This is a genomic window from Microbulbifer thermotolerans (assembly GCF_900112305.1).
GTDB classification, from domain to species: domain Bacteria; phylum Pseudomonadota; class Gammaproteobacteria; order Pseudomonadales; family Cellvibrionaceae; genus Microbulbifer; species Microbulbifer thermotolerans.
Genome location: NZ_FOKT01000005.1, coordinates 104,791 through 117,635 on the forward strand (window position 1 = coordinate 104,791; position 12,845 = coordinate 117,635).

12 protein-coding genes are annotated in these 12,845 nt (G+C 59.8%); 10 read left to right on the forward strand and 2 right to left on the reverse strand.

From position 1 onward, the window contains the following. Nucleotides 1-792: 792 nt before the first annotated feature. Nucleotides 793-3,522, reverse strand: coding sequence for an HTH-type transcriptional regulator MalT (gene malT / locus BM155_RS09215; protein WP_067155505.1), 2,730 nt, complete (start codon nt 3,520-3,522; stop codon nt 793-795). Nucleotides 3,523-3,780: 258 nt separating this feature from the next. On the opposite strand from malT, the gene BM155_RS09220 reads away from it, so the two are divergent. From BM155_RS09220 to BM155_RS09260, 9 genes are all read left to right on the forward strand, one after another. Continuing rightward, complete coding sequence (locus tag BM155_RS09220; protein ID WP_074902730.1) at nt 3,781-4,674, forward strand: hypothetical protein; 894 nt, start codon at nt 3,781-3,783, stop codon at nt 4,672-4,674. Nucleotides 4,675-4,709: 35 nt separating this feature from the next. Further along, complete coding sequence (locus BM155_RS09225; RefSeq protein WP_067155499.1) at nt 4,710-5,360, forward strand: MBL fold metallo-hydrolase; 651 nt, start codon at nt 4,710-4,712, stop codon at nt 5,358-5,360. A 7-nt stretch (nt 5,361-5,367) separates the two neighbouring features. Further along, a complete protein-coding gene (locus BM155_RS09230) occupies nt 5,368-5,928 on the forward strand; it encodes a DUF2799 domain-containing protein (protein ID WP_067157997.1) in 561 nt (186 codons plus the stop codon). Between the two features lie 58 nt (nt 5,929-5,986). Next, entirely contained in the window at nt 5,987-6,412 is a 426-nt protein-coding gene (locus BM155_RS09235) for a hotdog fold thioesterase (RefSeq protein WP_067155496.1), read from the forward strand. Beyond that, on the forward strand, nt 6,412-7,119 hold the full coding sequence (locus BM155_RS09240; RefSeq protein WP_067155494.1) for a M48 family metallopeptidase: 708 nt from the start codon (nt 6,412-6,414) through the stop codon (nt 7,117-7,119). Before BM155_RS09235 ends, BM155_RS09240 begins: the two co-directional genes overlap by 1 nt. 42 nt (nt 7,120-7,161) lie before the next feature. After that, entirely contained in the window at nt 7,162-8,526 is a 1,365-nt protein-coding gene (gene rlmD, locus BM155_RS09245; RefSeq protein WP_074902732.1) for a 23S rRNA (uracil(1939)-C(5))-methyltransferase RlmD, read from the forward strand. A gap of 79 nt (nt 8,527-8,605) precedes the next feature. Beyond that, nucleotides 8,606-8,974, forward strand: a complete 369-nt coding sequence (locus BM155_RS09250; protein WP_067155485.1) for a DUF2750 domain-containing protein — start codon at nt 8,606-8,608, stop codon at nt 8,972-8,974. A gap of 59 nt (nt 8,975-9,033) precedes the next feature. Continuing rightward, the gene (locus BM155_RS09255; RefSeq protein WP_067155482.1) at nt 9,034-9,405 is read left to right on the forward strand and encodes a VOC family protein; all 372 of its coding nucleotides are present in this window, start codon (nt 9,034-9,036) and stop codon (nt 9,403-9,405) included. A gap of 12 nt (nt 9,406-9,417) precedes the next feature. Continuing rightward, nucleotides 9,418-10,329: an SDR family oxidoreductase gene (locus BM155_RS09260; protein ID WP_083421138.1), complete on the forward strand. Its 912-nt coding sequence runs from the start codon at nt 9,418-9,420 to the stop codon at nt 10,327-10,329. 360 nt (nt 10,330-10,689) lie between these two features. Here BM155_RS09260 and BM155_RS17060 read toward each other — a convergent pair whose 3' ends face one another. Beyond that, nucleotides 10,690-10,941, reverse strand: a complete 252-nt coding sequence (locus tag BM155_RS17060) for a hypothetical protein (protein WP_139223206.1) — start codon at nt 10,939-10,941, stop codon at nt 10,690-10,692. Here BM155_RS17060 and BM155_RS09265 point away from each other — a divergent pair. Continuing rightward, the gene (locus tag BM155_RS09265) at nt 10,940-12,790 is read left to right on the forward strand and encodes an SLC13 family permease (protein WP_067155480.1); all 1,851 of its coding nucleotides are present in this window, start codon (nt 10,940-10,942) and stop codon (nt 12,788-12,790) included. The genes BM155_RS17060 and BM155_RS09265 overlap by 2 nt on opposite strands. Nucleotides 12,791-12,845: the final 55 nt, after the last annotated feature.

Here is a 12,845-nt window from a genome sequence, read left to right on the forward strand (position 1 = left end):
GAAAACGCACGAGTACTTCCCTGTAGCTCCGACGGATACATCCCTGTATCCGACGGTTTCGAAATGGCCAGCCTATCACCTGAGTTTCTCATCTGGCTCCAAAGAGTTTTAACCATCAGGAAGTGAATTAATCAGAGGTTCTTTAACTATCAAAAGGAGCGACAAATAACTGTTTTTTAAATCAAAAAAATCGTTGGATCTTCAGTAAAAAATATGAGGAAGTAGGTGATGAATCCGTGGATAGTTATCATTGGGGTGGTAGTTAGTTGGAACTATATTGATCTCAAGTCAGATTCAGAATTTAACAGCATTTTTTGCCCTATTATTTTCGCCGTATTCGTAATTGTCGGTCTTGTGAAGTTGATTAGGTCTAGTTTATCCGATAGTCATCGGGGTAGTGGCTCTAGTGGTGGTTCTAGTTCTAGCGGCGGCTTCTTTGATGGTGGTGACTGTGGTGGGGGCGGTGACTGTGGTGGGGGTGATTGATGAACTCCAGCATTATTTAACAGGCTGCTTGAATTTGTTAAGGAATCTCTGATTCATTCGGGTGGGCGCTGTAATTGATCCCGAGGTGTTCAGGGGGTCTGGAAGTATCTTCACCTTCAGGAAGCGAATTAATCAGAGGCACATTAAGGGCGGAAAAGTGACGCCTCCGTCGGAGCTACAGGGAAGTACTCGTGCGGTTTCGAAATATCCGTCCTATTGCCTGAGCGCCCCAAAACCTACCATAGTATTCACGCGGATTAATCAGAGGTTCCTTAAAGGTAAATACAGTCTTGTGAGGCAGTGTCCTCAAGGCTTGTCCTGCACCGAACGCAGCATTTGCTCCGCTAACGCAATAGCTTCCTGGCGGTCTTTTACGTCCAGCTTTTGGTAGAGGCTGCGAATGTGGGTTTTGATGGTGCTGGGCGCCACTTTGAAGTGACGGGCGATGCGCTCGTTTGAGAGGCCCGAGTGAATGGCGTTTAGCACTTGCCATTCCCGCGGGGTTAACGGTGAGTGACGCAGGAAGTCCGGCACTGCATCGCTCTGCAGAATTTCTTTGATAATGGTTTCGTCCAGCTCGATGCGGATGCCGCCGTCGAGCTCCGGTTGCTGCTGGGCCAGTTTAATCAGTTCGCGGGCCCGATCGGCTTCCGCTTGGCTCAGCTCACCTTTTTCGTCTTCTGACTCCAGGGCCGCTTTTAAGATAACGATCAGCGGTTTGCCAATTTGCAGGAAGCTGGCACAGAAGCCGCGATCGACAGCAATGGCGAGCGCCTCGCGGATGGCTTTGACTGAGCCGTCGCGCTGCTCGCGCAGCCATAGCAGATGCGCTTCCAGCACCAGGTTGCGGAGGCAGTCGGTGACCAGTCCGCAGTCTTGCGCTACCTGTTGCAGGCGGGCGAGCAACCGCCCGGCATCGGACCAGCGGTGCAGTTCGATCATTGCGCGCACGTGGTTGCGCCCGTGGCATTGTTCGAAGTGGTTGCTGGGTCTGTCCACTACCGGCTCGGCCTGTTCCAGCCAGGCTCCAATGGCTTCTTGGTTGTTCAGGGCGCGCCAGGCGCGCATGCGCGCGGCGTCGGCGTTGGCCACCCAGTCGCGGTGGTAGCGCTCGCCGGTCATCAGGCGGTCAATGCGCGCCAGCCATTCCAGGGATTCTTCTTTTTCGCCGCGGGCTTGGGCCACTTTCAGCAGCAGGGTGTATTCCGGCAGCAGCCAGCGTTCGCCCACTTTGCGGTTGATGCGCATGCCGAGGCGGGCACAGGCGGCTGCGGCATCCAGGTCGCCCCGCTCCCATTCCAGGTGGCCGCGCAGGCGGCAGATAAATTCGGAGATGGGTTGGCCGCTGAGGTGGTGTTCCTGTATCAGCAGCTGGGCGCGCTCTTGCAGGGCTGTGGCTTTCTTTAGCAGGCCCTGGGCGATGGCGATCTCGGTCTGCTGGCAGATTGCCCAGGCGGCGCTGGGGTAGTCTTGTTCAGCCAAGGCCAGAGTTTCCACCTCGCGCATATGGGCGTCGGCTTTTTCCAGCTGTCCAAGACAGAAGTTGGTCTCCCCTGTAACCAGGAGGGCGGCGATGCGTTCGCCGGCCTGATTGTCGCGCAGGAGCTGCAAGGCTTCCTCCGCGTACTCCTTGGCCTGTAGTGTCCGGCCCCGGGCCACAGCAGCCTGGGCGCGAGCGGCGGCGAAGGCGCCCTCGTACTCGTGCCATTGGCCCGGGTCTTCACGCTGCAGCCAGCTCTCCGCGGCGGCGAGGAGTTTTTCGCAGCGGTTGTGTTCGAAGTTGTCCCGAGCCATACGCGCGGCCAGTAGGGTGAAGCGGGGGTTTTGTTGCAGCTCGTCTGCGCCGAGCCAGTCGAGGCAGTTTTTCACCACCCGGGCCTGCCCCTCGCGTAGCAGCTGTTCCCCGTGGGCTTCCAGCAGTTGCCGCAGGCGCGTCGGGTCTTCTGCCGCCAGCGCATGGTGCAGTGCTTCCTGCGGTTGCTCCAGCTGCTGCCAGGTATCGCAGGCGGTGCGGTGCAACGCCTGTAGGCGCGAGGGATCGGTGAGTTGGCGCTGAAGAAAGCGGGCGAATACGGGGTGGTAGCGGAACCACCGGCGGCTTGAGTCCTGAGCCTGCAGGAACAGGCCGCGCCGTGCTACCTGTTCCAGCAGCTGTTGGCCGCCTTCGAGCCCGCTCAGTTGTTCCGCCAGCCGGGCGTTGACGCGGTTCAGTATTGAGGTGCAGGCGAGCAGTTCGCGCAGTTGCGGTTCCAGCCGCTCTAGCACCTCTTCGGCCAGATAATCGAGGATGTGACTGTGGCCGCGCTCCAGCTCGCTTAGGTAGCGGTCCACTTCGTCGCGGTCGCGCACGGATAGGGCGAACAACTGTACCGCCGGTGGCCAGCCCTCGCTCAATTGATGCAACTGTTCGGCGCGGTCGCTGTCGAGGGGAAAAGGCAGGCGCTGCTCGAGCAGTTGGCTTATTTCCTCGGTGGTCAGTGCCAAATCGTTGCTGCTCAGTTCCAGCAGTCGGCCAGCTACCCGCAGTGAGGCCAGTCCCAGCGGCGGCTGACTGCGGCTGGTGAGCACCACGCCGATGCCGGCGGGGGCGTGGCGCAGTAGGAAGCGAGTGGTGTTGTGCACCACTTCGTTGTCGATCTGATGGTAGTCATCCAGCACAATGCGCAGTTCGCTGGGGAGGCCGCGCAGCTCCGCCAGCAGTTGGCTGATAACCAGCGATGGATCGGGGTTTCGTTGCGCCGCGAGCAGCTTGTGGGTTTCGGGCACGCCATTGCCAGTGGCGCGGTGTACGCTCTCCACCAGATAGCGGCAGAACTGGGCTGGTTGGTTGTCGCTCGTATCCAGGGAGTACCAGGCCACCGGGTTGTCCTGTCCCGCGGCCCAGGAAGAGACCAGAGTGGTTTTTCCATATCCCGCCGGCGCGGTCACCAGCAACAGCTGGTCGCTGTGGCTGCCGTTCAGCAACGACAGTAGGCGCGGGCGCGCCAATGTGTGTTCCGGGCAGTCCGGCAGGCTGTATTTGGAGGTCAGTAGCATCGCTGCGGCGGGTTATCTTTTGGTTGTTTTTTGTGCAAGCAGGGCAGTGCACGTCTCAGGTGATGCAATGACAGGGTCGTTACACCCCCTTCTCAACGCATAGGCTACTGCCTTCTTCATAAATTTTCGACTGCAAAGCACTTTTTCAACCGCTCGGTAAATGTTAGTTTCGACGGATTCAGCGGTGCCCATTCACAAAAATGAGCGGCGCGTGAGGCGATTCTTACGCAACGCCGAAAAAATAATCAGGGGCTGAATATGGCCGATATAGTAATCCTGGCGGTGCCGGGTATGGGGGTGGCGGACGAGGAATTCGCCGAGCCGCTGTTCGCGGCGCTGCGCGAGGGACTGGGAGACGACTGGTCCCGCTTGCATTGCGATACCGTTCTTTGCCAGGTTCACTTGCAAACAAATATCGAGCGGACCTTCGAGGGCATGCAAAAGCGCGATATGGATTTCCTGCGCGCGCGTAAGTTCATGCTCTACGGCATGGCGGAGAGCGCCGCGCAGCTGGGGGATATCCACCAGCGCGGCGGCAACTACGAAAAGGCCCAGCAGACGATCTATAACACGCTTGAAAGGGCGGCCAAGGCCGCCTCTGACAGCGCGCCGGTGGTACTGCTGACCCATTCGGTGGGCTGCGTCACTCTCTCCAACTATTTGTGGGATGCACAGAAAACCAGCCTGGGTCACGGCATCTGGCGCGATGGCGGCCCCCGCGGTGTACACAAGGGCTCGGCCCGGGATCTCTTCCTGCGTCTGAAAACGCTGAGCCATTGGTACACCCTGGGGGCCACCAATCCGCTCTGGTGCGCGGGTATGCCGCGGGATCAGATACAGGCGGTGACCTCGGCCACGCGCGGCTACAACTTCCGCTGGAAGAATTTCTACCACCCGGACGACCTGTTCGGCTGGCCTTTGAAGCCCCTCAGTCCCTCCTACAATCAGGCGGTTTACCGCGACTACGAAATCTGTCCACTGTCTGACTGGAGCGCGTCCCACTGGGGGCCGCAGCTGGTTTCCCACAATGGCTACTGGCGCAGCCAAATGGTGCATCAACAGTTGCTGGAGGATCTGCGAGCGCTGCTGAAAAGTCACCGCGGCCGCCGCCCGGCGGCGCCGGTGCGGACTGCGGCGGCGGCCGCGCTATAATCCGCGGCACAATTTTCGAAGTATTGGTTTTTTGTATGTCGTTGCAATTCCATACGGTTCCGGTCACGCCTTTTCAGCAAAACTGCACCCTACTTTGGTGCGAGAACAGCAAACGGGCGGCGGTGGTTGACCCCGGTGGGGACCTGGAGAAGATTCTGGCCGCGGTGGATGAGCGCGGTTTGCAGTTGGAGAAAATTCTGCTGACCCATGGCCACCTGGACCACGTCGGCGGCACCGCCGCGCTGGCCCGGCAGTTGCAGTTGCCGGTGGAGGGGCCCCATCGCGACGATGAGTTTTGGATAGCCCAATTGCCGGTGCAGGCACAGATGTTTGGCTTTCCACCCGCCGAGACCTTTACCCCCGACCGCTGGCTGGCTCAGGGCGACACTGTAACCGTGGGTGAAGAAACACTGGAAGTGCATCATTGCCCCGGCCACACCCCGGGCCACGTTGTGTTTTTTCACCGCGCGGGCAAGCTGGCGCTGGTGGGGGATGTCCTCTTTGCCGGCTCTATCGGCCGTACGGATTTCCCCAGGGGCGACCACGACACCCTAATCCGTTCCATCACTGAAAAACTGTGGCCGCTGGGCGATGATGTGCGCTTTATCCCCGGTCACGGCCCAATGTCCTCCTTTGGCCAGGAGCGACAGAGCAATCCCTTTGTCGCTGACAAGCGCTTTGGTTGATTTTGCCATGAATCCCGCGAAGAGCCTTCTGTTACTCTTGACCGCGCTGCTCGCGGGCTGTGCCGTGATCTCTGAGGAGGCGTGTCAGGCCGGTCTCTGGTACGAGCGCGGTTTGCAGGACGGCGCCCGCGGGCGCGGCCAATCGCTGGTCTACGATATCGCGCGGCAGTGCCGCGAGTACGGCGTGCGCGTGGATACGGAGGCCTGGCTGCGCGGCCACGAGGAAGGCGTGGCTTATTTCTGCACGCCAGAGAACGGATACCGCCAGGGGCGCCTCGGCAACAGCTACGAAGGCGTGTGCACCGGGCCCGGCGCGGATTTGTTTTTGGCGGAATACCATCGCGGTCTCGCCGATTACCAGGTGGAGATGGAGTACCTGCAGCTGGCCCGTCGCTACGATGACCTGAGGCGTCAGCTCATAGCGGTAAACGCCGCCTTGGCCAGCGCGGGGGAGGAAGAGCAAATCCGGGCGCTGCAATTGCACCGCAGCGCCCTCAGGCGGGAACTGGATCTGTTGGATCTCCAGCTGCGCGGCTTCGGTTTTGTCGGCTTCAGCCGTTTTTATTGACCCCATATTCGGGCGCCGGTAGATACCCCCCACGACATTTCAATCAGGAAGTAACTCAATGGCAATCTGGCACAGTAACCCCACTCCGGAGCAATTAAACGAAAATGCCGCCGGCTGTATGCCCGGTCATATCGGATTGAAAATTACCGAGGTGGGTGACGACTATCTGGTGGGAACCCTGCCGGTGGACCAGCGCACCCGACAGCCTTTCGGCATATTGCACGGTGGCGCCAATGTGGTATTGGCGGAGACCCTCGGTTCCATGGGGGCCAACCTTGTGGTGGATCCGGAAAAATACTATTGCGTCGGTCAGGAGATCAACGCCAATCACCTGCGCCCGGTGGCCGAGGGCGAAGTCACGGGTACGGCAAAACCCGTACATATTGGCCGCAGCAGCCAAGTGTGGGAAATCCGCATCACGGCTCCCAACGGCAAACTGAGCTGTATCTCCCGCATCACCATGGCGGTGGTTGCGCACGGCTAATGAGCGAGGCGCAGACCTATACCTACGAGGATATCGCCTACCGGCTGGTGCGTTCGCCCCGGCGCAAACGCCTGGGTTTGGTTCTGGTGCCGTCTGGTGTCGAAGTGCGTATTCCCGAGCGCTGTGCGGCGCGTTACGGCCACCAGTTTTTGCGGGACAATGCACACTGGGTACGCAGCCAACTGTCGCGCGCCCGTGAGCGTGCGGCCCAGGTCCCCGTCTACGAGTATGCCTTTGGCGAGCGTTTCCCCTGGCTGGGGCGCGCGTTGCCGCTGGAACGGGCTGGGGCCAGTAGTGCCAGCGGTATTGGCGCGGATGCCATAGCGCTCTATACCCGTCAGCGCCAGCCGGATAAGAGGCAAGTACAGGCGGCGTTGCAGCGGCTCTATCAGCGCGAAGCCCTGGCACTGCTTACGGAAAAGTCAGCGCGGTTGGCGGAGCGGCTTGGGCTCGCTTTTTCCTCGGTGCGCGTGCGCCGCACCAAGAGCAAGTGGGGCCATTGCACCAGTCGCGGCGAACTGCAGTACAACTGGCTAGTGTGCCAGGCCCCTGAGCCGGTGGTGGATTACCTGGTGGCACATGAGGTTTCACATCTGCGGCATCACAATCACAGCCGCGCTTTCTGGTCTCTGGTAGAGAGTGTCTGTCCGAGCTACAAAGTGCTGCGGCGCTGGTTGCGGGACAACGGCCATCGCCTCACCCTCTGATTTGTTTTTCTCCCAGCACAACCTGTTTTTCCCTGTAAGTTTATGGCTAAAAAGCCCCGTTTCTTTTCAGCGCCGAAACCCGCCAGAAAAAATCTGCCCGCGGGCGCCGAGGCGGAGATCGAAAAATTCAGCCACGACATGCGCGGTATTGCCCGGGTGAGCGGCAAGGCGGTATTTATCGATAATGCACTGCCGGGAGAAAAGGTGAAATTCCGCTATTCCGCGCGGCGCTCGAAGTTTGACGAGGGGGCGGCGCAGGAGGTGCTGCAACCATCCCCGCAGCGCTGCGAGCCGCGCTGTGTCCACGCGCATCTGTGCGGTGGCTGCTCGCTGCAGCATTTAGTGCCAGAGGCACAGATTGCAGCCAAACAGAAGGTGCTGCTGGATCAGCTGGCCCGCTTCGGTGGTATCGAGGTCCCGGAACTGCTGCCTCCCCTGGTGGCCGCTCCCTTCGGATACCGGCGCAGAGCGCGTATTGGCATCCGCATTGTCGGTAGGGGAGCAAAGAAGACGCTGGTGTTCGGATTCCGTCAGAAAGGTTCCAACGATTTGACGGAGATCGACGAATGCCCGGTGCTGCACCCGCTGATCGCGGCTCAGATACCGCGCTTGAAACAGCTGGTGGGCGAAAGTGATGGGCGCGCCTATTTTTCACAGCTGGAAGTGGTGGTTGGAGAAAGCGCCGCAGCCATTGTCCTGCGGCACCTGAAACCAGTGACGGCCGCGGACCGCGAGCGCTGGCTGGCGTTTGCCGCCGAGACCGGTATTCATCTGTACTTGCAGCCAGGGGACGCGGCCAGTGCCCACAAAATCTGGCCCGGCGATGGAGAAGATTATCTGACCTACGACTTGCCGGAATTTGATTTGACATTGCGCTTTCATCCGCTGGACTTTGTCCAGGTCAATGCCGTTATCAACCGGCAGATGGTGGCGCGGGCAGTGGAATTGCTGAATCCGCAGGCGGGTGAGCGACTGCTGGATCTGTTTTGCGGTCTCGGTAATTTCACTCTCCCTCTAGCGCGCCGCGCGGGCGCTGTAGTGGGGGTGGAAGGCGAGGGCGGACTCACGCAAAGAGGCGTGGATAACGCCGCTTTGAACGGACTGCGCAATGTTAGTTTTCACGCCTGTGATCTGACGCAGTCGATCGAGTCGCACCCATGGGCCGCCGGTGGTTTCGACGGTATTCTCCTCGACCCGCCGCGCAGTGGTGCCCTGGAAGTGGTGCGGCGTCTTGCGCGATTTGACGCCAAGCGAATCGTCTATGTGTCCTGCAATCCTGCCACTTTGGCCCGGGATGCCGGTGAGCTGAAATCTCTTGGCTATTCACTGGTTAAGGCGGGCGTTATGGATATGTTTCCGCACACAGATCACGTGGAATCCATCGCGCTTTTCAAAAAAACACGATGAACCCGATTGCGGCCGGTGAGGCCGTTGGTGCTCCTGTCAATCTGGCGTAAACTGCGCACAAATCCTGGAGAGTCCGCCCATGCAAATCGAACCACTGAGTGACGATTTCGAACATAACTGCGCGCGTTTTTTGCCGGAAGCGGCTGCGCAGGGCTGTGTCTGGGCGCTGGAGGGCAATGAAGGGTTTGCCCTGTGCGAGTCGGTCAAATACCCGCAGACAGAGGTGATGCCCTTCTGGTCCCAGCGCGAGTTTGCCGAAATACACGTCGAGGGGGATTGGGCCGAATACCAGGTGGTGCCTATCGACCTGGAAGAGTTTATGGACGACTGGCTCACTGGCATGCACGAAGATGTACTGCTGGTGGGTATCAACTGGAACCGCGAGCTCGAAGGTATCGAGATGGAGCCGCTGGATCTGCTCGAGCAGCTGGAACAGGAGCTGCGCTAACCTTTCCGCTTGCGGCTGTCTTGTGCGGACACCAGCGGCGGTATCGACAGGAGCCTGATATGGGGCAGTTTCTCGGTTTGCGCACTGTGATCTACGGGGTCACCAATATCGCTGAAGCAAAAGACTGGTACAGCCGCCTGCTGGAGCAGGAGCCCTATTTCGATTCCGAGTGTTATGTGGGCTTTAATGTCGGTGGCTACGAGTTGGGGCTGGACCCGGACGCGCGCAATGTGATCAGCCGCGCCGACGGTGTAGTGGCCTACTGGGGCGTGCGCGACATAGATGCCCAGGTAGAGCGCATCAACGCCCTGGGCGCGCGCCAGCACAGTGATATAGTGGACGTGGGCGAGGGCATACGCATGGCGACATTTCTCGACCCCTACGGCAATATTTTTGGCATTATCGAAAACCCTCACTTCAAAGCGGAGTAGCTGGAGTTCCCCGTGAACAAACCGCCGGCATCGAGGTTTCGCCCTTCAGATCGTACGTTGGCCGCCGAGAGCCTGGCGAAAATCGGACGCGGTTATGTGGTGCCGGACCGCGTGGCACTGATTACCGGTTGTTCCACCGGCATCGGGCGCGAGCTGGCGCTGGCGCTGCACCGCCGCGGCACCATCGTCATCGCCACCGCGCGGCGCCCGGAAAGCCTGCAGGAACTGGCGGACCTGGGCATTGCCACTGAGGCCCTGGATGTCAATTCCCAGGCGGATATCAACCGCGTGGTGCATGCGCTCAAGACCGCCTATGGACGCCTGGATATCCTTATCAATAACGCCGGTTTTGGCCAGATGGGGCCGTTGCTGGAGCTTGATACCCGAACCCTGGAAAACCAGTTTCGCACCAATGTGTTTGCCCCCATGGCGCTGATTCGCGCCTGTGCCCCCCTTATGAAATCCGAGCGCCGCGGCCTGATCTGTAATATCGGATCGGTATCCGGTGTCATGCCCACCCCGTTCTCCGGCGCCTACTGTGCCTCCAAGGCCGCACTGCACACTTTATCGGATGTGCTGCGCCTGGAACTGCGGCCTTTCGGCATCCGCGTGATGACGGTGCAGCCCGGCGCTATCGCCTCGGAGTTTGGCCGTCATGCGGAAGTTTCTCTGCGCGGCCTGCTGGCCCCGGACTCCTGGTACAAGCGGCAGGAGGAAGCAGTGCGCGCCCGTGCTCTGGCGTCGCAACAAAATGCCACTCTGGCGCGGGATATGGCGAAACGTCTGGTGGCGGAACTACTGAAAAAGCGTCCGCCGGCATTGGTGCGCATTGGCAACAAAAGCCGCCTGTTGCCCTGGATGGCCCGCTGGTTGCCGCGGCGGCTGCGGGACTGGCTGCTTGCGCGGCGATTCAAATTGCGCTGAGCATAGAGGCGTCCCGGCGCGGAAACGTCCCGGCGCGCTTCACGGACTGCGGCTGCCAGCCAGCCCGGCACTTCGGCAAAACTTCCGCACAACACTACTTCTCCACTGCTCCACGTCATCAGGTACTCTTCGAGCAATCTGTTCACCACCGGGATATAGGCTTAGGGAGCACCTGATTAATCCGCGTGAGCACTATGGTAGGCTCTGGGACGCTCAGGCAATGGGGTGGATATTTCGAAAATGCACGAACACTTCCCCTAGCCCCGACGGATACATCCCTGTATCCGACAGTTCCTAAATATCCATCCTGTCCCCTGGGCTTCTCATCCGCCCCCAGAAAGTGAATTAATCAGAGGTTCCTTAGGCATGGCCTCCTGCTGTCGGCTGGCCCGCACCTCTATTGTCTCTACAATCAGCACCTGCAGCGCCTGATTGGTCGCCGCTTTCTACCAGCGGATAGTCGATGCCCTTCGCGCGCACATCGAGCAGCGGGATATTGTTGAGGAATAATTTTTTAGTAATCAGCGGTGTTCTGGCGCAACGTCCGTCTCTTGAATAAGCACCGCAGTGTAATCTGAATAACGGCGGTAAAGCAGGGGCGCTATTTTTCATGACAATGGATCAGCTGGCCATTCTTACTATTCTCGCGGTCACCATCGGTTTGTTTATCTGGGGACCCTGGCGTCATGACATGGTGGCATTGGCGTCGTTGCTGGCCTGCGTTTTTACTGGCCTGATTCAACCTGAAGATGCCTTTAAAGGGTTTGGTCATCCCGCTGTGGTAACCGTGGCCAGCGTGTTGATATTGAGCCGCGGGCTGCAGAATACCGGCGCCATGGACGCGCTGGCACATCGCGTGGTGCCCACGCGGGGTAGCGCCACTTTGTCGATCGCTGCTCTGACCGGACTCGGGGCTCTGATGTCGGGGTTTATGAACAATGTGGGTGCCATGGCGCTGTTGATGCCGGTGGCCTCCGAAGTGGCGGACAAGCAACAGCTGCCACCGGGTAAGGTGCTGATGCCGCTTTCTTTCGGCACCATCCTCGGCGGTATGACTACGTTGATCGGCACGCCGCCAAATCTGATTGTTTCCGGTTTCCGCGCCAGCGCCGGAGCCGGCAGTTACGGCATGTTCGATTTTACCCCCGTGGGTTTGGCGGTGGCCCTGGTGGGGGTGATGTTCGTATCCCTGATTGGCTGGCGCCTGGTGCCTGCTCGTACCCAGGCGGGGGCGGCGACTTTTGATACCGGCACTTATCTGACCGAAGCGCTGGTGGAAGAAAAGAGCGCTGCGGCGGACAAAAGTCTGCGTGAGATCATGCATATTTTGGAGCGCGAGGACGCCCAGGTGGTGGGCGTGGTACACAACAATGCGCGAGTGTCTCCAGCCATTCCCTGGCAGCGGGTACACGCCGGCGACATTCTGGTGCTGGAAGCAGAACCCGAAGCCCTGTCGACGGCGATTTCCAGTCTGGGGTTGAAATTGGCCGGGGAGCAGGAAAAAGAGGAAGAAAAAACTCGTGGGAAAGATGGCGCGGGGGACGGGCGCGAGCAGGAATCGCCCGCGCCGAAAAAAGAAAAGGAAAAGTCCGGCACAGTGCACGGCGATGTACAGCTGCGGGAGCTGGTAGTGATGCCGGACTCCTCGCTGGTGGGCCGCACGGCGCAGTTTCTGCGGCTGCCGACGCGCTACGAAATCAACCTGCTGGCCCTGTCGCGCCAGGGGCGGCGCTCGATTCGCCGGCTCAAATCCACGCCCTTGTTGGCCGGTGATGCGCTGCTGATGATGGGAACGGACGAGGCCCTCAGCACCTTTGCCCACGAGCAGGGCTGCGTACCGCTGGCCCAGCGGGATATCAGCATTCCCAATAAAGAAAAGGCCGCGGTGGCGCTAGTGGCCATGGCCATCGCTGTGGGCGGTGCCGCCTTCGGCTTGCTGCCCGCGGCCATTTCCTTCGCCACCTGCGCCCTGGCGTTTATGGTCTTGAAGGTGGTGCCGCTGCGGGGGTTTTACGAGTCTATCGACGGTTCGGTGATCGTTTTGCTGGGTACGCTTATCTCGGTTGCGGAAGTGATGGAATATACGGGGGCGGCGGACCTGATTGCCCAGGGAGTGCTCGATACGATCGCCCAGGGCAGTCCGGTGATTGCGCTGGTGATACTGCTGGTGGTGACCATGACCCTGTCGGATTTTATGAATAATGCGGCCACCGCGGCGGTGATGTGTTCCATCGCTCTGTCCACGGCGGCACAACTGAATGCCAATCCTGACAGCTTTCTGATGGCGGTCGCCATCGGCGCTTCCTGCGCCTTCCTGACCCCGGTGGGCCACCAGAACAATACCTTGATTCTGGGGCCGGGGGGATTCAAATTCGGCGATTACTGGCGAATGGGACTACCGATGGAGATTCTGGTCATTCTGGTCAGCGTTCCCGTGTTGCTGAAAGTGTGGCCCTTGTAATGCTGGTACTTCGCAAAAGGGAATCGAAGTGCCGTGTTGAAAGTGCCGTCCGCCC

What these genes read in the sequence shown, in the direction of transcription:
- malT (WP_067155505.1), bottom strand. Translation starts at nt 3,522, where the DNA reads ATGCTACTGACCTCCAAATACAGCCTGCCGGACTGCCCGGAACACACA.
- BM155_RS09220 (WP_074902730.1), top strand. Translation starts at nt 3,781, where the DNA reads ATGGCCGATATAGTAATCCTGGCGGTGCCGGGTATGGGGGTGGCGGAC.
- BM155_RS09225 (WP_067155499.1), top strand. Translation starts at nt 4,710, where the DNA reads ATGTCGTTGCAATTCCATACGGTTCCGGTCACGCCTTTTCAGCAAAAC.
- BM155_RS09230 (WP_067157997.1), top strand. Translation starts at nt 5,368, where the DNA reads ATGAATCCCGCGAAGAGCCTTCTGTTACTCTTGACCGCGCTGCTCGCG.
- BM155_RS09235 (WP_067155496.1), top strand. Translation starts at nt 5,987, where the DNA reads ATGGCAATCTGGCACAGTAACCCCACTCCGGAGCAATTAAACGAAAAT.
- BM155_RS09240 (WP_067155494.1), top strand. Translation starts at nt 6,412, where the DNA reads ATGAGCGAGGCGCAGACCTATACCTACGAGGATATCGCCTACCGGCTG.
- rlmD (WP_074902732.1), top strand. Translation starts at nt 7,162, where the DNA reads ATGGCTAAAAAGCCCCGTTTCTTTTCAGCGCCGAAACCCGCCAGAAAA.
- BM155_RS09250 (WP_067155485.1), top strand. Translation starts at nt 8,606, where the DNA reads ATGCAAATCGAACCACTGAGTGACGATTTCGAACATAACTGCGCGCGT.
- BM155_RS09255 (WP_067155482.1), top strand. Translation starts at nt 9,034, where the DNA reads ATGGGGCAGTTTCTCGGTTTGCGCACTGTGATCTACGGGGTCACCAAT.
- BM155_RS09265 (WP_067155480.1), top strand. Translation starts at nt 10,940, where the DNA reads ATGACAATGGATCAGCTGGCCATTCTTACTATTCTCGCGGTCACCATC.
- BM155_RS17060 (WP_139223206.1), bottom strand. Translation starts at nt 10,941, where the DNA reads ATGAAAAATAGCGCCCCTGCTTTACCGCCGTTATTCAGATTACACTGC.